General features: G+C 73.5%; 16 protein-coding genes. 9 read left to right on the top strand and 7 right to left on the bottom strand.

Annotated features, from left to right (window positions below; translation table 11 throughout):
• The first annotated feature begins 89 nt into the window (after nt 1-89).
• Nucleotides 90-1,028: a hypothetical protein gene (locus ACFWEJ_RS17305; RefSeq protein WP_377230448.1), complete on the top strand. Its 939-nt coding sequence runs from the start codon at nt 90-92 to the stop codon at nt 1,026-1,028.
• A 96-nt stretch (nt 1,029-1,124) separates the two neighbouring features.
• On the opposite strand, the gene ACFWEJ_RS17300 is transcribed toward ACFWEJ_RS17305, so the two are convergent.
• The 3 genes from ACFWEJ_RS17300 to ACFWEJ_RS17290 form a co-directional block, all read right to left on the bottom strand.
• Nucleotides 1,125-1,898: a glycerophosphodiester phosphodiesterase gene (locus ACFWEJ_RS17300; protein ID WP_377230447.1), complete on the bottom strand. Its 774-nt coding sequence runs from the start codon at nt 1,896-1,898 to the stop codon at nt 1,125-1,127.
• 69 nt (nt 1,899-1,967) lie between these two features.
• On the bottom strand, nt 1,968-2,939 hold the full coding sequence (locus ACFWEJ_RS17295) for an alpha/beta hydrolase (protein WP_377230446.1): 972 nt from the start codon (nt 2,937-2,939) through the stop codon (nt 1,968-1,970).
• A gap of 69 nt (nt 2,940-3,008) precedes the next feature.
• Nucleotides 3,009-3,548 carry a TetR/AcrR family transcriptional regulator gene (locus ACFWEJ_RS17290; RefSeq protein ID WP_377230445.1) on the bottom strand — a complete coding sequence of 180 codons (540 nt, stop codon included), beginning with the start codon at nt 3,546-3,548 and terminating at the stop codon, nt 3,009-3,011.
• A 158-nt stretch (nt 3,549-3,706) separates the two neighbouring features.
• On the opposite strand from ACFWEJ_RS17290, the gene ACFWEJ_RS17285 reads away from it, so the two are divergent.
• The 3 genes from ACFWEJ_RS17285 to ACFWEJ_RS17275 all read left to right on the top strand — a co-directional run bounded on the left by ACFWEJ_RS17285 (nt 3,707) and on the right by ACFWEJ_RS17275 (nt 7,730).
• Entirely contained in the window at nt 3,707-4,669 is a 963-nt protein-coding gene (locus ACFWEJ_RS17285) for an SDR family NAD(P)-dependent oxidoreductase (RefSeq protein ID WP_377230444.1), read from the top strand.
• A gap of 79 nt (nt 4,670-4,748) precedes the next feature.
• Nucleotides 4,749-6,161: an alpha-hydroxy-acid oxidizing protein gene (locus tag ACFWEJ_RS17280; protein ID WP_377230443.1), complete on the top strand. Its 1,413-nt coding sequence runs from the start codon at nt 4,749-4,751 to the stop codon at nt 6,159-6,161.
• A 96-nt stretch (nt 6,162-6,257) separates the two neighbouring features.
• Nucleotides 6,258-7,730 (top strand): MFS transporter, encoded by a 1,473-nt coding sequence (locus ACFWEJ_RS17275; protein ID WP_377230442.1) that lies wholly within the window; start codon nt 6,258-6,260, stop codon nt 7,728-7,730.
• Nucleotides 7,731-7,816: 86 nt separating this feature from the next.
• Here the strand turns inward: ACFWEJ_RS17275 and ACFWEJ_RS17270 are convergent, their stop codons facing one another.
• The gene (locus ACFWEJ_RS17270; protein ID WP_377230441.1) at nt 7,817-9,079 is read right to left on the bottom strand and encodes a sigma-70 family RNA polymerase sigma factor; all 1,263 of its coding nucleotides are present in this window, start codon (nt 9,077-9,079) and stop codon (nt 7,817-7,819) included.
• A gap of 201 nt (nt 9,080-9,280) precedes the next feature.
• Between ACFWEJ_RS17270 and ACFWEJ_RS17265 the strand changes: the two genes are divergently transcribed.
• On the top strand, nt 9,281-9,658 hold the full coding sequence (locus ACFWEJ_RS17265) for a DUF2568 domain-containing protein (protein WP_377230440.1): 378 nt from the start codon (nt 9,281-9,283) through the stop codon (nt 9,656-9,658).
• 44 nt (nt 9,659-9,702) lie between these two features.
• Here the strand turns inward: ACFWEJ_RS17265 and ACFWEJ_RS17260 are convergent, their stop codons facing one another.
• Nucleotides 9,703-10,059 (bottom strand): iron chaperone, encoded by a 357-nt coding sequence (locus ACFWEJ_RS17260; RefSeq protein ID WP_377230439.1) that lies wholly within the window; start codon nt 10,057-10,059, stop codon nt 9,703-9,705.
• A gap of 247 nt (nt 10,060-10,306) precedes the next feature.
• Here ACFWEJ_RS17260 and ACFWEJ_RS17255 point away from each other — a divergent pair, with 247 nt between their 5' ends.
• Nucleotides 10,307-12,010, top strand: coding sequence for a DUF222 domain-containing protein (locus ACFWEJ_RS17255; RefSeq protein ID WP_377230450.1), 1,704 nt, complete (start codon nt 10,307-10,309; stop codon nt 12,008-12,010).
• 371 nt (nt 12,011-12,381) lie between these two features.
• On the opposite strand, the gene ACFWEJ_RS17250 is transcribed toward ACFWEJ_RS17255, so the two are convergent.
• Together ACFWEJ_RS17250 and ACFWEJ_RS17245 are read right to left on the bottom strand one after the other, a co-directional pair.
• Nucleotides 12,382-13,959: an MFS transporter gene (locus ACFWEJ_RS17250; protein WP_377230438.1), complete on the bottom strand. Its 1,578-nt coding sequence runs from the start codon at nt 13,957-13,959 to the stop codon at nt 12,382-12,384.
• Nucleotides 13,956-15,101, bottom strand: a complete 1,146-nt coding sequence (locus tag ACFWEJ_RS17245) for an alcohol dehydrogenase catalytic domain-containing protein (RefSeq protein WP_377230437.1) — start codon at nt 15,099-15,101, stop codon at nt 13,956-13,958. Before ACFWEJ_RS17245 ends, ACFWEJ_RS17250 begins: the two co-directional genes overlap by 4 nt.
• A 152-nt stretch (nt 15,102-15,253) precedes the next feature.
• Here ACFWEJ_RS17245 and soxR point away from each other — a divergent pair, with 152 nt between their 5' ends.
• The 3 genes from soxR to ACFWEJ_RS17230 all read left to right on the top strand — a co-directional run.
• The gene (gene soxR, locus ACFWEJ_RS17240) at nt 15,254-15,742 is read left to right on the top strand and encodes a redox-sensitive transcriptional activator SoxR (RefSeq protein WP_377230436.1); all 489 of its coding nucleotides are present in this window, start codon (nt 15,254-15,256) and stop codon (nt 15,740-15,742) included.
• 146 nt (nt 15,743-15,888) lie between these two features.
• Entirely contained in the window at nt 15,889-16,524 is a 636-nt protein-coding gene (locus ACFWEJ_RS17235; protein WP_377230435.1) for a hypothetical protein, read from the top strand.
• Nucleotides 16,525-16,656: 132 nt separating this feature from the next.
• A partial coding sequence (locus ACFWEJ_RS17230) for a type II 3-dehydroquinate dehydratase (RefSeq protein WP_377230449.1) occupies nt 16,657-17,011 on the top strand: 355 nt, incomplete at its 3' end.

The following is a 17,011-nucleotide window of genomic DNA, read 5'->3' as shown; positions in this document are numbered from 1 at the left end:
CTTTGAGCCTCCTCAAAGCGAAGAAACCCGGGCCTCAAAAACGTCTACTTTGCCAGCGCAAGGGGCTAAGCAGACACTAGCCTCAGTCCATGATCACCGATCCCGGCTTCCGGGCCGCGCGCAAGGCCGGCTCACCCCGCATGTTCGGGCTGCTCTTCCCGCTGGTGTTCCTGGGCTTCCTGGTCTTCCTCGCGGGACCCTTCTCGTCAGACGACGGCTCCGGCCCGCCGACGGCGTTCCTCGTGGTCGCCGGCATCGCGGCCCTGATCGTGCTGTGGATCTTCGTCAAGGGGGTCCGGCGCTGGGCGCGCAACCGTGGCGCCTGGTCGCGAGCCGCGCGCGGCGCGGTGTCCCTGACCCTGAACGGCGAGGCCGTGGCCGCGCAGCGAAAGGTGTCCGGCCGGCCGATGCGGACGGTGGTGGTCGAGCACCGCGGGCACCAGCAGTACCTGCACCTGCTGTTCCCGCAGGACGCGCCGGTCGACACCATGGTTCCCGGTCGGGTGACGGTCGAGTTCTTCGCCGGCGACACCGTCGAGGGCCCGGCGCGCCTGCTGCTGGCCGACGGCCGCACGCTGTGGGCCTTCACCTCACAGCTCGGGACGCGGGCACAGCCGAAGTCGCGGGCGACCCGGTCGTCCGACGCGAGGTCCGCCACGACGACCGGCACCGCGTCCGACGGGAGCGCGGCCCTGCTCGTGCCGGCGACGTTCGGGCCGGCAGCACCTGGTGACCGCGGACGGGGCGGCGACGGAGTCGGTGAGGGAGGCGGTGACGGGCTCGGTGGCGGTGTGCCGTCGCAGGACCCGTCGGCGAGCGCGGCCTGGTCGGGCGGCGACGGCTGGACCGGCGGCAGCTCCTGGGGCGGCGACTCGACCTGGACGGGCTCGGACGGCGGCGGTGGCGGCGGCGCCGGCCACGGTGGTGGTGGTGACGGCGGCGGCTGGTTCGGCGGCGGCGACTCGGGCGGCTGGTCCGGGGGCGACTCCGGCGGCGGTGGCGGCGACTCGGGCGGCGGCGGTTCCTGAGTCGTACGGCGCGGGACGCCGCTGCCCCCGACGCCGCCGTTCCCGAAGTCGCGACTCCCGAAGCCACGACTCCCGACGTCGCACCTCCCAGCGCCGTTACTCCCAGAGCCCCCGCTCCACAAGCACATCCTTGAGCAGGTCGGCGCGGTCGGTGATCAGGCCGTCCACGCCGTCGTCGATGAGCTGCCGCATCTCGTCCGGGTCGTCGACGGTCCAGACGTGCACCTTCTTGCCCAGGTTGTGCGCCGCGGCGATCGACGCCGGGTCCACGACCGTGATCGAGCCCTCACGCACCGGGACCTGCAGCGCGTCGACGTCGCGCAGGGCCCGGCGGGACAGGGCCGGCACGTGGACGCGCACCCCGGTCAGGAAGCTCGCGATCTCCTTGCGTCCGGCCGACGTCGCGACCGGGCGGGACAGCTTGGTGAGCGTCGCGCGGCGTCGGGCCACCTCGAAGGAGGTGACGCACACGCGGTCCCACGCGGAGGTCCGCTCGATCGCCCGGGCGACCGGCCCGACGCTGGAGGAGTGCTTGACGTCGATGTTCACGCGCAGGTCGGGCCACCCGCCCAGCAGGTCCTCCAGCAGCGGCACGGGCTCGACGCCGCCGATGCGGGCCTCGCTCACCTCGGACCACGGCAGCTGGGCGACCAGGCCCGTGCCGTCCGTGGTGCGGTCGAGCGACTCGTCGTGCAGCGCGACGGCGACGCCGTCCACCGTCCCGTGCGCGTCCGTCTCCACATACCGGTAGCCGAGGTCGATGGCGGCGCCGAACGCCGCCAGGGAGTTCTCCAGCCCCTCGGTGCCGGCTGACGCGTGCGCGAACCCGCGGTGGGCGAGGGCCTGGAAGGGCCCCTCGAAGTAGGTCACTGGCTGTCCCTCACGAAATCGAACCTCACGAAATCGAACCTCACGAATTCGAACCTCACGAACTGGATCTCAAGCATCGATGCTGCTGTCGGTCCATTTCAACATGCCGTCGAGGTAAGCCTCGCGCGGCTCACGGGCCGACAGCGACAGGTCGTGCACGCCGCCCGGCACGACGAGCTCGGTGACGTCCAGCCCCAGGCCGGGCGCGAGCGCGGCCATCTGCCGGACGTCGAGCACGGTGTCCTGGGCGTCGAGCAGCGGGTTGTCCAGCGAGTCCGGCCCGGACGAGTCGGACCGGGCGAGCAGCACGGGGCACGCGATCTCCAGCCCGGCGGCGACGCGCGCCTGCCCGCGCCGGATCGCGACGAACCACCCGACGCGGCCGGGCAGGCCCTCGGGACGCTTGAGGGTCGTGTCGAACTCCCAGCGCCCGCCGTTGGCTGCTAGCAGGTGCTCGGCGTACCGGGACGGGCCGTCGCTGATGATCGCGGTGCTCGCGAGGCGCCCCACCGTGTCGAGCACGCGGGTGCCGACGGTGCGCTGCCAGTGCGGCGCCCGCAGGTCGAGGAACGGTGAGTTCAGCACCAGGGAGTCCGGTCCGGCGTCGGCCCCCGCGGCGTTGCGGTGCGCGTGCGCCCACAGGGCGGCCGTCAGCCCGCCGGTCGAGTGGGCGTGCACCACGAGCGGCAGCCCCGGCTCCAGGCCGCGCACCGCGCGCGCGGCCGCCGCGATGTCGCTCGCCTGCTCGCGCAGGTCGAGCACGAAGTGGGGGATCTGGTCGGGCTGCAGGGACCGTCCGGCGGCCCGGAGGTCGACGGCGTAGAACGCGTAGCCGGCCGCGGTGAAGGTGCGGGCCAGGTGCTCCTGGAAGAAGTAGTCGTTGTAGCCGTGCACGTGGATCACGGCCGCACGGGGCGCCGGCCGGTCGGCCGGGTAGGGGTAGCGCACCAGGGTGGCCGGGCCGAGCGGGGCCTCCTGGAACGGCTCGCCGAGCAGGTGGTCGGTGCGCCAGTCGAGCGCGTCTTCCGGGGAACCAGGCACCTGGGGATCGTATGTCGAGGACGGCCCTCGTCGCAGGTCGCGGCTGGCACGCGCCCGGGTTTGCCCTGGTCAGGCGGGCCGCAGTCCCGCCAGCAGGATCTCCAGGTACGGCCCGCGGTCCGACGCCGCACCCAGCCGAACCGCGTGCTCCATCCCGCACACCAGGTGCTCCACCTGCTCGGTGGTCAGGTCCGGCCGGACGACGCCGGCGGCGCGGGCCCGGACCAGGATCTGCTCGAAGCCCGTGAGGATCTCGTGCTTGGCCTCCCGCACCTCGTCGGACTCGTCCTCGGCGGACAGGAGGACGGGCTGCAGACCGCCCTCCTCGAGCTGGAGGTCGAGCGCCGAGCGCAGGAGGTTCGAGATCGCCGTGCGCGGGTCGGGCTCGCCGACGGCCTCCCGGGTCAGGACCCGCAGCCGTTCGAGCGTGTCTAGGGTCAGCGCCTCCACCAGGGCGTGCGTGGTGGGGAAGTGCCGGTAGACGGTGCCGACCCCCACGCCCGCCTCCCGGGCCAGGTCGTTGAGCCGGAGCGCGCCGGGGTCATGGCGCCGGGCGACCTCGAGGATGCGCGCGCGGCTGCGGGCGGCGTCGGACCGGAGAGCGGGCATGGGGTGATCCTACCCGCAGAAGCGGATGGATGATCCGTTTCTGGTGCTACGCTCAAACGGATACATCATCCGGATGGGGCGGTGGAAGTGAGCTCGCCCTGCCCTGAGCCCACTGCCCCGAAGCCCCTGCCCGAACCCCAAGAGAACCGAGGACCGACATGACCTGGGACCCCGCCCACCTCCCCGACCAGAGCGGCCGCACGCACGTCGTGACCGGCGCCACCGCCGGCATCGGGTACTTCGCCGCCGAGCAGCTCGCCGCGGCCGGCGCGCACGTCGTGCTCGCCTCCCGTTCCGCGGGCAAGCTCGCGACCGCCGTCGCCTCGATCGAGCGGGAGGTGCCCGGCGCCCGCCTCGACACCGTCGTCGTGGACCTCGCCTCCCTGGCGTCCGTGTCCGACGCGGCCGCGCGGATCGCCGCCCTGCCCCGCGTGGACGGGCTGCTGCTCAACGGCGGGGCCATGGCCCTGAAGGGCAGCGCGACGACCGCCGACGGGCTGCCCCTGCTGCTCGGCACCCACGTCGTCGCGAACGCCGCGCTCCTGGCGGGCGTGCTCCCGGCGCTCGCGGCCACCGGGGAGCGGACCGGCACGCCGGCGCGGGTGGTGCACACCTCCACCGGGTTCGTCACGCAGTTCCCGGTGGCCGTCGACGACGTCCGCCGGGTGCCGCGCGTCGCCGTCGTCGCCTACACGAAGGCGAAGACGGTGACCGAGGTGCTCGCGTTCGAGCTGGCGCGCCGGCTGGAGGCCGCCGGTGCGCCCGTCCTCTCGCTGGTCACCCGGCCGGGTGTGGGCGTGGACGCCCGGACACCCCACCGCGCCGGGATCCGCGACGCGACCACGCCCTACCGGCCCAACCCCTACACGCCCTGGGCCCAGGGCAAGGACGGCGCCGCCTGGTCGGCGGTGCGCGCCCTGACCGACCCGCAGGCGCGCAACGGCGACTACTACGCTCCGGCCGGGCGCCTGCGCGGCATCCCGGTGCGCGTGGACCCGACAGCCCGGACGGCGTCGCCGGAGGGTGACCTCGCGACTCGTGTCTGGGACCAGGTCGAGAAGCTCGCGGGGACGGCGCTGGGGATTCCCGCGGGGGTGGGTGAAAAGCGGGCGCAGGGGTAGGTGCCCGCGACAACGGCGTGGTTGTTGACGACGTAGCCGACAATGACCTCGCCGATAACGCCATGGCAAGATGTCCGGCATGCCTACTAACGGCGGGATCAATATCGGCCGAACGGTGCAGTCGGCGATCTACCGCGACGGCGTCTACGGCCGCCGGCCCGCCGTGCCCACCGACCCCGACGCGCTCGCCGCCGCCGCCCGCCGCCGCATGACCCGCACCGGCTGGTCGTACGTGGCAGGCGGCGCCGGCGCGCAGCGCACCGTGGCGGCCAACCGGGAGGCGTTCGGCCGGTACCGGATCGTGCCGCGCCAGATGGTCGACGTCGGGCAGCGGTCGCTCGCCACGACCCTGCTGGGCCGCGAGCTGTCCGCCCCCGTGCTGTTCGGGCCGGTCGGGGCCCTGGAGCTCGCCGTGCAGCACCAGTGGGGCGGTCGGGCCGCCGCGCCGCGCAACGCCGAGCCCGCCCTGGCCCGCGCCGCCCGCGACCTCGGCCTGCCCGTCGTCATCTCGTCCCAGGCGTCCACCCCCATGGAGGACACGGCCGCCGCCCTCGGCGACAGCCCGCGCTGGTTCCAGCTCTACTGGTCGTCCGACGACGCCCTGGTCGAGTCCTTCGTCGCCCGCGCCGAGGCGAGCGGCTGCGAGGCGATCGTCGTCACCCTGGACACCCACGTGCTCGGCTGGCGCACCGCGGACCTCGACCTGGGCTACCTCCCGTTCGCCCGCGCCGAGGGCATCGCCCAGTACCTGAGCGACCCGGTGTTCCGCGCTCTCGTCGAGGCGCGGGTCGAGGGGGCGGCCGCGTCCGGTTCGGCGTCGCCCGGCGGGGGAGACGACGCGGCGTCGTCGTCGGAATCTGCGCCCGCCAACCGGCCCACCGTCGCCGCCGTCCGCTCGCTGCTGTCCATGGCGCGCCACCACCCGGGCCCCACCCTGCGCAACCTGACCCAGCCCCACGCCCGCGCCGCCGTGGAGACCTTCCTGGAGGTTTTCTCCCGCTCGACCCTCACCTGGGCCGACCTCGCCTGGCTGCGCGAGCGCACCACCCTGCCGATCCTCGTCAAGGGCATCCAGCACCCCGACGACGCCCGCGCCGCCCTCGAACACGGCGCCGACGGCATCGTCGTGTCCAACCACGGCGGCCGGCAGATCGACAACGCCGTCGCCTCGATCGACGCCCTCGGGCCCGTGGTCGACGCCGTCCGCACGTGGTCCGGGGCGTCCGGTTCGGAAACAGCCGGCTCTGTCCCCGGCTCAGTCCCCGTGCTCTTCGACTCCGGCGTCCGGACCGGGGCCGACGTCTTCACCGCGCTCGCCCTCGGCGCCGACGCCGTCCTCCTGGGCCGCCCCTGGGTCTACGGTCTCGCGCTCGCCGGGGCCGACGGCGTCCGCGCCGTCGCCGAGCACGTGCTCGCCGAGCTCGACCTCACGATGGCGCTCGCGGGTGTCTCCGGGACGGAACAGATCGGCCGCCACAACCTGGTGCTCTGACCGGCGCGTCTGACCAGCGAGTCTGGCCAGCGGGTCGGTATGAGATCGTGACCGCTCCAGCACCCACGATTCATGCGACGCGGGCAGACTGCGGCCATGACCGACGCCCTACCCGGACCCGACGCGCAGCCCTCCTCGGCGAGCGAGACACCGAAGCCCCCGAGGATGGGCCTGGAGCTGCAGGAAGGCGTGCGGATCCCGCGCCGCCAGGTGTTCTCCTGGGCGCTGTGGGACTGGGGCACCCAGCCGTTCAACACCGTGATCCTCACGTTCGTCTTCACCGCGGGCTACCTGATCTCGGCGTCGTTCCTCGACCCCGCCGTCGCGGCCCTGGGGGAGGACGACCCCGCGTACCAGCGCGGCCTCGCCGAGCTGACCAGCGGCCTGGGCCTGTGGACCACGCTGGCCGGCATCCTCGTCGCGGTGCTGGCCCCCGTGCTGGGGCAGCGCGCGGACGCCTCCGGACGCCGCAAGGCCTGGCTCGCCGGCGCCACCGCCGGGATGGTGCTGTGCATGCTCGCGCTGTGGTTCGTCGAGGCGGACCCGGTCTATTTCGTCTTCGGCGCGATCGTGATTGGCCTGGGCAGCGTGCTCAGCGAGATCGCGGGCGTGAACTACAACGCGATGATGGTGTCGGTCGCCACCCCGCGGACGGTCGGCAAGGTGTCCGGCCTCGGCTGGGGCCTGGGCTACGTGGGCGGCATCCTCATGCTGCTCCTGGTCGTGGTCGCCAATGCGGCCGACTGGTGGGGCATGCCCACCGACAACGGTCTCGCGTACCGGGTCATCGCGGTCGCCTGCGCCGTCTGGGCCCTGGTGTTCGTCTGGCCCATCTTCACGTTCGTGCCCGAGCTGCCGCCCACCAAGGGCCGGCCCGCCGTGGGGTTCTTCGCCAGCTACGGGGTCCTGTTCCGTGACATCAAGGGCCTGTGGCACACCGCCCGCCGGACGTTCTGGTTCCTGCTGGCCAGCGCCGTCTTCCGGGACGGCCTGAGCGGCGTCTTCGCGTTCGGCGCGATCATCGGCAGCGTCAGCTTCGGGTTCTCCTCCGACCAGGTGATCATCTTCGGCATCGCCGCGAACCTCGTGGCCGGCGTCAGCACCATCCTGATCGGTCGCCTCGACGACCGCTTCGGTCCCCGGTCGGTCATCCTCGCCACCCTCAGCGTCATCGTCGTCGCCGGCCTCGCCGTCGTCTTCCTGCGCGACCTCGGCCCGATCGTGTACTGGGTGGGCGGGCTCGTCCTGTCCGCCTGCGTCGGCCCGGCGCAGGCCGCCTCGCGGTCCTACCTCGCCCGGGTGACGCCCGCCGGCAAGGAGTCCGAGATCTTCGGCCTCTACGCCACCACCGGTCGCGCGACGTCGTGGATGTCGCACGGCCTGTGGACCATCCTCATCGCCGCCACCGGCGCGACCATCTGGGGCACCCTCGGGATCATCGCCGTGGTGCTCGTCGGGCTCGTGCTGATGTGGTTCGTGCAGGACGCACCCGTCGCCGACGCCGGTACGCCCGCCCGCCCGACAGATGCGGCTCCGGACGCGACGCCGGACCCGACGGGCGTGGCCTAGCGAGGGTCTGCGGTCCGCCCGGCGCGACGCCGGGCGGGCGGGCGGACCCTGGGCCGGCCGGGCCCGTCCGCCCGTCCGCCCCGGGTCTAGCGGCCCTGGGCGGCGGCCTGGCGGGCCGCGGCCCGCGCGGCCAGCCCACTCCTGAGGGCGGCCTGGAGCCGGTCGAGATCCACGAGCGGCCCCAGGTGCCCGAGCTTGTCCGGGTTGATCACGCCGCGGATACCGGCGAGCAGACCGCCGGAGACCTCGAACGACCAGGTGCCGATCAGGCCGCCGCCCACGACGTCGTCCGCCACGATGAGCAGACCCGGCTCGCCGCCCACGAGCGCCCGCTCGAAGTGGAGCGGCGCGCCCCGGCCGACAAAGGACGCCAGCATCCGGGCGACCGTCACGCGGCCCGCGACCGGCCGGGCGATCGACATGCCCTGCGGCACGTTCCCGCCGCCGTCGCCCGTGAGCACCACGTCCTCGGCCAGCAGCTCCAGGAACGAGTCCACCGCACCCTCCTCGCACGCGGCGAGGAACCGGGACACGAGCTCCTCGGCGCGGGCCCGGTCGCTCGCGGTGCGCGGCCTGAAGTTCGGGGTGCGGGGCGTGGGCTCGTCCTGCTCCGGGTGCTGGGGTGTCGGGGGCTGCTGTGGTGCGGGCCGCTGTGTGACGGGCTGCCGCGATACGGGCTGCTGCTTGACCGGCTGCCGCGTCACGGGCCGTGGCGCTACCCGCTGCGCGATCCGCCGTCGGGCGCGGGAGGCCAGCTGCCGGGCGGCCACCTCGCTGGTGCCGATCACGTCGGCGGCCTCGCTGTGCGGAAAGCCGAGCACGTCGTGCAGCAGGAACGCTGCCCGCTCGGTCGGGGTGAGGGTCTCCAGCAGCACCAGGAACGCGGTGGAGAGGTCGTCGGAGAGCTCGGCATGGCGCGCGACGTCGGGCGCCGGCGTGGCCATCGCGACCGGCAGCGACGGGACGGGACCGACCAGCGGCTCCGGGAGCCACTCGCCCACATACTGCTCCCGCCGGACCCGCGCCGAACGCAGCACGTCGATGGCGATGCGCGTCGTCACCGTGGTGACGAACGCGTCCGGGTTGCGCACGTCCGGTGCCTGCGAGACACGCGTCAGCGCCTCCTGCACCACGTCCTCCGCCTCGGCCACGCTGCCCAGCATCCGGTAGGCGACCGCGAACGAGAGCGGACGCAGCCGGCCGAGCGCGGCGTCGTCCAGGAAGGTGCCGGTGCCGGGAGCAGTGCCGGACGGCGTCGCGGCGTGCGCCGCGGTCCCGGCGGGCTCCGCCGTCGCGTCGGTTGTCGCGTCGGTTGTCGCAGCGGACGGCGAGATGGGGGGCTCGGTCATACGGACATGCTCTCGCGTCATACCCCTTAGACGGGACGGGGGAGCCAGATGTGACACCCCCGCGCGATCTGGGTCGGTCCGAAGGAAGTTCCTGCGGGTTGGCGAACGTGGGACCGGATGAACGTGGGGCCGGCGAACGTGGACCGAGTGAACGTGGGACGGCACATGAGCACTGCTCACGCAGTGCGTACTCTGGCGCGCGTGAGAACAACCGCCCTTGTCGTGCGCTTCCTGCTTGAGCTCGCCCTCGCCGCGGGCGCTGGCTACGCAGCCTGGAACCTCGCGTACGGCGGATGGCGCCTCGCCGCCGTCCTCCTCGCTCCGGCCGCCGTGATCGCGCTCTGGGCGACGTTCCTCTCGCCGAAGGCGCCCGTGGCGATCCCGGCCTGGGCACAGGTCGGCATGGAGGCAGCCCTCTTCGGCGGCGTCGGATACCTGTGCTGGCGCGCGGGAGTCCCCGCCGCCGGGGTGGCGCTCGCGGCCGTGTGGGCGGTCGACCGACTGGTGCTGTGGTTGACCCGAAACCAGCCCAGCGTGCTGGAGCCCGAGCGCGACTCCGGGCCGCGTCGAGCGGGCTGAGCCGAGCTGGCCTGCGGCTCGACGTGACCGCTCGACGTGACCGCTCAGCGTGACCGCATGGCGTCGATCTCGTCGCGGCGGAACAGCACGAGGCGGTCCAGGACGTCGTCCGGCAGCGGCTGGTCCGGGGTGAACCGGTCGGTGCCCTTCGACGTCGAGAAGCCGGTCAGGTCGGGGGCGAGCGCGTCGATCGCGGGCGGGCTGAACGGGTACAGGCCAATGTGCTTCGCCGTGGCGCGCGCCGAGACCAGCGGGCTGCCGCGGTAGCGCAGGGCGGCCATGCCGTAGCTCATGCCCTCCTCGGCGTCCGGCACGAGCTCGAGTGCCCGCGCCCGCACGTGCTCGACGGCATCCTTGGCCGGCCCGTCCAGGCCGGCGATGTACTCGGTGAACTCGCCCATGAGCACAGCCTCGCGAGGTCAGGCGGTTTCCGCGAGGGCAGCGTGTCGGACGGCGGACGCGCGGCCGTCGTCGTTGCCCGTCCACGACGCGAAGAGTTATCCACAGATTTGAAGTGCGCCTCGCGATGCGTATGAATGTTCGAGACAATGGTGTCAGGTGAACATGACTGGCGGGCGAGGGGGTGGCACGGATGGACTCGGTGGAGAGCATGGCGTCCGGTGGTGTGTCCCCGGGTCCTTGGAGCGTGTGCTGGCCCGGATCGAGACCGCGGTCGGTGAGCTGGCCGACCTGGTGACCCCGGGGGTGCTGGATGGTTGGGGCGCCCCGACGGTGGCACGGTTGATGCAGGCGCATACCCGGATCCGCAGGGTGACCGGGCGTCTGGACGGGGTGCGGTGGTCGGTGTTGCCACGGATCGAGGACGACGGGTCCTGGCGCAGTGGTGGCATGTCGCGCACGTTCCCTGCGTGGTTGCGGCTGCGTGAGGGCGTCTCGGCGGGCATGGCCCGCAAGGACGTGACCACCGCCCGGCGGTTGGCGCAGGCCTTGCCCGCAACACGGGAGGGCCTGGTGGCCGGCAGGGTAGGTGTGGACCACGCCCGGGTGATGGCAGAGGTCGCGCCCACGAGCCAGACGCGCCAGGACGCGTTGGCGTGGTTGATCGATACCCGCACCGGGGAGACCACGACGCCGGAGGCGTTCGTGGACACGGTCGCGGTGGATCTGCCGGACCCGGCCGACGACCCGGACGGTTCCCGCGTTCGTGAGCAGATCACTCAGGTGCTCGAAGAGGCGATCACCGCGGGAACCCTGGTCACGGGCGAGGGTCTGGTCCTGCGCGAGGCCGGGGTGCTCAACGCGGACCAGTTCCGGGTCGTCGCGCGCCGGTTCGCCACGATCACGGACCCCGACACCGATGACGTGGACGACGACAAGGCCGCCGAGGGTGAGTTCCTGGACGTGTCCAAGACGTTGGGCGGGTTCCACGTGGCGGGGTTCTTGACCGACGAGCACGGCCTGCTGCTGACCACCGCGTTGGCCGCCGTGGTCGGCGCCCTGGCGGTGGGCGATGACCGGAGCCCGGGTCAGCGCCGGGCCCAGGGCCTGGCCGACATCGCCCACCTCGTGCTGGACACGAACCAGGCCTCCCGGGGTGCGTCGATCCCTCCGCACCTGAATGTCACGGTGTCCTTGTCGGAGCTGCTCACCCAGGTCACCCGCACCCGTGAGGGCCTGTGCCTGACCTGCGGACAGACGGTCCCGGGCCGGTCGGGCGCGCCGAGCACAGGTGCTGGTCCTGTGATCGCTGCTGGGGCCGCTGGTGGTGCGGCTGGGGTCAGCGGGTCGGTCGAGGATCCTGGTGCTTCGCCATCGCCATGTGCGCCAGGGGATGCCCCTACCATCACCAGCGCGGGTGCTGGTGCTGGTGTGCCAGGTCCGGGTGTGTCGGGGCCTGGGTTGTTGGGTTCGGGTGGTGCGGTGTTCACGGAGTCGGGTGGCCGGGTGCCGGTGGGGTTGTTGCGTCGGTTGGCATGTGACAGTGCGGTCACCCGGGTGGTGTTCGGCCCGGATGGTGCGGTGTTGGATGTGGGGCGTGCGCAGCGCACGGTCACGGGCCAGATGCGGCGTGCGGTGATCGCACGCGATGGGCATTGTGTGTTCCCGGGGTGTGACCAGCCGCCGTCGCGGTGCGAGGTGCATCATGCGGTGACGCACTGGGCCCAGGGTGGTGCCACGTCGGTGGCCAACAGTGCATTGTTGTGCTGGTTCCACCACCAGCTCGTTGATACGCGGGGGATCGCGATGTCCTGGGCGGGCAAGCCCACGACCGTCAACACCTCGGGTGTGCTGGTGGAGACGGGGTGGGTCTTCACCGATCCGCGTGGTCACCGCATCCGACTGCCCGAACCCATCGACCCACCCGCCGCATCACCAGCCACCGCCGCGTGACGTCCAAGGCCTGCACGGCCACGGCCGCTGCCACCAACAGCAGCCGTGGCCCGATCACCAGCGCCGATGGGCCCAAAGCGCGTTGCCGACGGCTGGCCTCGCCCCGCCGAGGTCTTCGCCGACCCAAGACGTCGCCCACGAAGTCCGCGCCCACGAAGTCCTCGCCCACCAAGGCCGTGACCGCCTGTCGTTGCTCGCCAAGGCCACGACCGCGTAGTCCTGGCCTGTCGAGTCCTCGGTACACCTACGACCGGCTCCGCCCTGCGCTGCTCTGCCCGACGGCCCGCTCAGCCCCACTAGCCACTCCGCCCTACGAGCCGCTCGCCCCACAACTGCTCCGCCCTACGTCGCTCCGCCCTGTCGTCCCGCACTCAAGGCGCAACGGCCGGCACGGCGACACGGGTCCTGCCCGCGAGCGCGAGCGCGGCCGTCGCCAGCAGGCCCGTGAGCCCCAGCACGACGGCGTAGGCGGGCAGCCCTGCGACGTCGTACAGGGCCCAGAGCAGGGCGCCGGTCGCGGACGACGCGATGGCGGCCGCGACGGCGTCGGCCACCTGGAGGGCGGACGACGCCGAGCCCTGCTCATGCGGTGGCGCCAGCTCCAGTGTGAGGACCGACAGCGTCGGGTACACCAGCCCCATCCCGCTGCCCGAGAGCACCCAGAACGCCATCCCGACCCCGGCCGGCACGTCCGGGAGCACGAGCATCGCCGCGCCGACCATCCCGAGGGCGAGCAGGCCGCCGCCGAGCCGTACGTACCCGGCGTGGCTCAGGTGCAGCAGGTTGCGCCCCCGCACCCAGGACGCCGCGGACCAGCCCAGCGCCCCGACCGTCAGGATCAGCCCGGCGCCGCCAGGGGTCAGGTGCCGCTCGTGCACCAGGAGCAGCGGCAGCAACACCTCGGCGCCCGTGAAAGCCCCGGACACCAGTGCCCGCACCGACACGACGGCGGGCAGCCCGCGTCCCGCACGCAGCACGGACAGCGCCAGGCGGAGCGCGTGCCGCAGCGGTCGATCGGCGTGCCCGACGTCGGGCAAGCGCTTCGGCGAGGCGCTCTCGACGGCGCTGCCGTTCGTCAGGGCGCTGCCGTTCGTCAGGGCGCTTCCGTCGCCCGTGCCGTCGACGGGGGCGAGGTCGGCGCTGCCGCCGGCTCCTCCGGCCCGCGGGCCGAGGTCGAGGCCGCCGTGGTCCGGCGCGCTGTCGTGCGCTGCGACGCCGCCCTCGCCCAGTTCCTCGTCCGGCACCCGCCGTTCGTCCGGCACCCGCCCGTCGCCCGGCACCTGTCCGTCGCCCGGCACCTGTCCGTCGCTCGGTGCACCTCCCGCGCCCTGTGCCGCCGTCAGCCCGGGCCGCATCAGGATCGCGGCCGGGACGGTGAGCGCGGCCGCGCCGAGGAAGACCCACCGCCAGCCGAGATGGTCCACGACGAGACCCGCCAGCCCCGGCCCCACGATCGCGGGAATCACCCACGCGGCGGCGAACGCCGAGAAGACGGCCGGACGCCGCTCCGCCGCGAAGACGCGTGCCACCAGGACGTACAGCGCCACGCCGAAGAGCCCGCTGCCGACCCCCTGGACCGCGCGCCCGGCGATCAGCGCGCCCATCCCGGTGGCGGTCCCCGCGACCACCAGACCGACCACGAAGAGCGCCACGCCGGTCCACATCGCCGGCGCCGGACCAGTGCGGTCGCACCAGCGTCCCGCCGTGAGCATGCCCACCACGCTGGTCGCGAAGACCACCGCGAAGGCGAACGTGTAGTGCCGCAGCCCGTCCAGGTCGACGGCGATGGTGGGCATCGCCGTCGCCACGGCGAGCGCCTCGAACGCCCCGAGCGAGCAGAGCGCGACCATCCCGATCAGGACGAGGCGCTGCGCACCGGGGCTCAGGGTGCCCGGGCTCGGGGCGTCGGGGACCGAGCCCGTCCGTTCGGTGGAGACCGCCGCGGTCACACCAGCACCACCTTGCCGGTGGTGCGGCGCTCCTCGAGCTCGCGGTGGGCGCGGGCGGCCTCCGCGAACGGCACGCGGTGCGTCGCCACCCGCCAGCGGCCCGACGCCGCGTTCGCCAGCGCGCGTTCCTGGTACGGCCGTTGGTCGCCCATCGGCGGAGCCTGCGGCCCGACGGCGTAGCGCACCTCGATCGGCGACTCGATCCGGTCGGCCTCCGCCCAGGACGTAAAGCGGTTGGCCGTCCCGGACGCCCAGCCGTACGCGACGAGCCGGCCCGGCGCGCCGTCGTCGCCCGCCCTGCCGTTGGCTGCGCTGCTGCCGTCCGCACTGCTGCCGTCTGCATTGCCGCCGTCTGCACCGCCGCTGTCTACACCGCCGACCGATTCCCCGCCCGCCCTGCCGCCCGCACCGCGCAGCAGGCCCGTGGCGGCCGTGCCGAGCTCGCCGCCCACGCCGTCGAGCACGAGGGTCGCGGGGGAGCCGCCGAGCGCCGCGCGGGCGGCGTCGGGCCAGCCGGGGGCCGAGTAGTCGACCAGGGCGAGCCGGCCCGTGTCGGGCAGCAGATCGCGCAGGACCTGCAGCTTCGCGGCGCCGCCCGCGAGCGCGACGACGCGCGCCCCGGCTCGCAGCGCCTCCTGGACGAAGAGCGTGCCGAGCCCGCCGGCGGCGCCCGTCACGACGACGACGTCGTCCGCCGTCACCGCGGCGAGGTCGAGGGTGTAGACGGCCATCCGGCCGGTGCCGATCATGGTGATCGCGTCCGCCGGGTCGAGCGGGGCGCCGTCCGCGCCGTCGGGCTGGGCGTGCAGCTTGTCCGCGCCGACGACGACGCGCCGGGCGTACCCACCGCCGTCGGGCACCGGCCCGAGGTGCGCCGCCACGTGCCGACCGATCCACGAGGGGTCGACGCCGGAGCCGACGGCGGCCACGGTGCCCGCGATCTCGCGGCCCGGCACCGTCGGCAGGCTGGGCAGCGGGAGCGGCGGTCCGGCCTCGCCGCGCCGGAGGCTGGTGTCCAGGAGGTGCACCCCGTGCGCGACGGCATCCACGAGCACGTCGCCCGGGCCGGGCACTGGGTCCGGGACCTGCTCGAGCACGAGGACCTCGGGCGGTCCGAAGGAGTGGTGTCTGATCGCGTCCATGCGCACATCCTTTAACCTGAACCAAACTTGAGGTCAACACCGGCCCGAGACGCGCCGTGAGAGCCCCTGCCCGAGCTGCGCTGCCCGAACCTCGCTGTCCGAAACCTGCTGACCTGAGTTCCCGAGTTCTCGTGAGTCGTTGGAGGCCACGCATGGAAGCACCCAACCCCGCCGTCCCCTGGGATCGTGACGAGCTTACCGTCGGCGATCTCGCCGCCAGGAGCGGTGTCGCGGTGTCCGCGCTGCACTTCTACGAGCGCAAGGGCTTGATCACGAGCCGGCGGACGTCGGGCAACCAGCGGCGCTACCGGCGGGAGACGCTGCGCCGGGTCGCGTTCATCCGGGTGTCCCAGCGCGTCGGGATCCCGCTCGCCGACATCGGCGCGGCGCTCGACACCCTGCCGGGGGACCGGACGCCCACCGCGAAGGACTGGCGCCGCATCTCGCAGGCCTGGCACGACGACCTCGACGCGCGGATCGAGCAGCTCTCCCGGCTGCGTGACCACCTCACGGACTGCATCGGCTGCGGCTGCCTCTCGTTGCGCCGCTGCGCGCTGACCAACCCGCAAGACGCCCTCGCCGAGGCCGGGCCCGGCCCGCGGACGCTCCTGGTGGACGGCCTGGAACCCGACGGGGCGTGAGTGTGTGCTGGGTGCTGGTCCAGCCGTGCTGCTGGCTGGTGCGTGCCGCGGGCAGGGGTGCGGGGCAGGGGCGTGCGTGCGGGATGTCAGTGGCGCGGGGTAGCGTGCGCGACGCCGGACACCAGCAGCCAGTCGAAGGGGAAGCCGTGGGGACGTATTTCGAGTGGGTCGCCGACCTGGACGCGACCGAGGCCGAGGCCCGAGAGCTGGGACAACGGGTCGTGGACGCGCTCGTCGCGCGCGGTGTCCTGTTGCCGGAGGTGTCCCCGGCCGCGGCGCTCGGCGGTGACGGACACCCGCCAGGCAAGGCATGGGCGGACACCCTCGCCGGGTCGGTCGCCGGGTCCGTCTCCGGTGAGGCTCCGTGGGGCATGTCGGTCGGGGTCGGCCGCGAGGTGTACGACGGCGGGCAGGGCAATGTCGACACGGTGACCTGTCCCCGGTGCTCGGTCCGCAGGTCGTTCTTCGGGCCGCCCGAGGAGTTCGGCCCCACCTGCTCGGACGAGGACGGGCTGCGCTGGTTCCACGACGCGGCGGCCGCCTGGCGCGACGGCGATGATGGCGTTGGCAACGGTGACGGCGACGGCGACGGAGAAACCGATCTGGTGTGCCGGGAGTGCGGCGCTGCGTCCCCGGTCACGGAGTGGTCGGCCAACGACGCGGCGCTGGCCTGCCTGGGCTTCACCTTCTGGAGCTGGGACGAGCTGGGCCCACAGGTGATCGACTGGGTCGCCGAGGCGACGGGCGGTCACCGGATCGTGCACGGCAGCGGCAAGGTGTGAGGTCCGGCCGCGCCTGAGACCCGCGCCCTTGAGACCCGCGCCCCTGAGACCCGCGCCCCTGAGACCAGCGCGTCCGAGATCCGGCGACGTCAGCCGTGGTGGCCCACTAGGCTCGCGGCCATGGCTTCTGCACTGCCCAGCGTCCTGGTGCTCAACGGTCCCAACCTCGGCCGGCTCGGTGTCCGCGAGCCCGAGATCTACGGGCATGCCTCGATGGCGGACCTCGAGGTCGCCGCCGCCAAGTGGGGCGACGAGCTCGGCCTCGCGATCGCGGTGCGGCAGACCGACGACGAGTCCGAGATCGTCGGCTGGCTGCACGAGGCCGTGGACGCCGGTGCCCACGTGGTGCTCAACCCCGCCGCGTTCACGCACTACTCGTACGCCCTGCGCGACGCCGCGGCGCAGGTCACCACGGCGGGGCTGCTGCTGGTCGAGGTGCACCTGTCGAACCCCGCGACGCGCGAGTCTTTCCGGCACTACTCGGTGG

The organism is Promicromonospora sp. NPDC060204, from assembly GCF_042728455.1.
In the GTDB taxonomy this organism is placed as follows: domain Bacteria; phylum Actinomycetota; class Actinomycetes; order Actinomycetales; family Cellulomonadaceae; genus Promicromonospora.
The sequence above is the reverse complement of the archived record's forward strand: the minus strand, read 5'-3'. Positions and strand labels throughout refer to the sequence as shown.

Excerpts from the sequence above, each read along its gene's own strand:
- ACFWEJ_RS17305 (WP_377230448.1), top strand. The coding sequence starts at position 90 with ATGATCACCGATCCCGGCTTCCGGGCCGCGCGCAAGGCCGGCTCACCC.
- ACFWEJ_RS17290 (WP_377230445.1), bottom strand. The coding sequence starts at position 3,548 with ATGCCCGCTCTCCGGTCCGACGCCGCCCGCAGCCGCGCGCGCATCCTC.
- ACFWEJ_RS17285 (WP_377230444.1), top strand. The coding sequence starts at position 3,707 with ATGACCTGGGACCCCGCCCACCTCCCCGACCAGAGCGGCCGCACGCAC.
- ACFWEJ_RS17280 (WP_377230443.1), top strand. The coding sequence starts at position 4,749 with ATGCCTACTAACGGCGGGATCAATATCGGCCGAACGGTGCAGTCGGCG.
- ACFWEJ_RS17275 (WP_377230442.1), top strand. The coding sequence starts at position 6,258 with ATGACCGACGCCCTACCCGGACCCGACGCGCAGCCCTCCTCGGCGAGC.
- ACFWEJ_RS17270 (WP_377230441.1), bottom strand. The coding sequence starts at position 9,079 with ATGACCGAGCCCCCCATCTCGCCGTCCGCTGCGACAACCGACGCGACA.
- ACFWEJ_RS17260 (WP_377230439.1), bottom strand. The coding sequence starts at position 10,059 with ATGGGCGAGTTCACCGAGTACATCGCCGGCCTGGACGGGCCGGCCAAG.
- ACFWEJ_RS17245 (WP_377230437.1), bottom strand. The coding sequence starts at position 15,101 with ATGGACGCGATCAGACACCACTCCTTCGGACCGCCCGAGGTCCTCGTG.
- soxR (WP_377230436.1), top strand. The coding sequence starts at position 15,254 with ATGGAAGCACCCAACCCCGCCGTCCCCTGGGATCGTGACGAGCTTACC.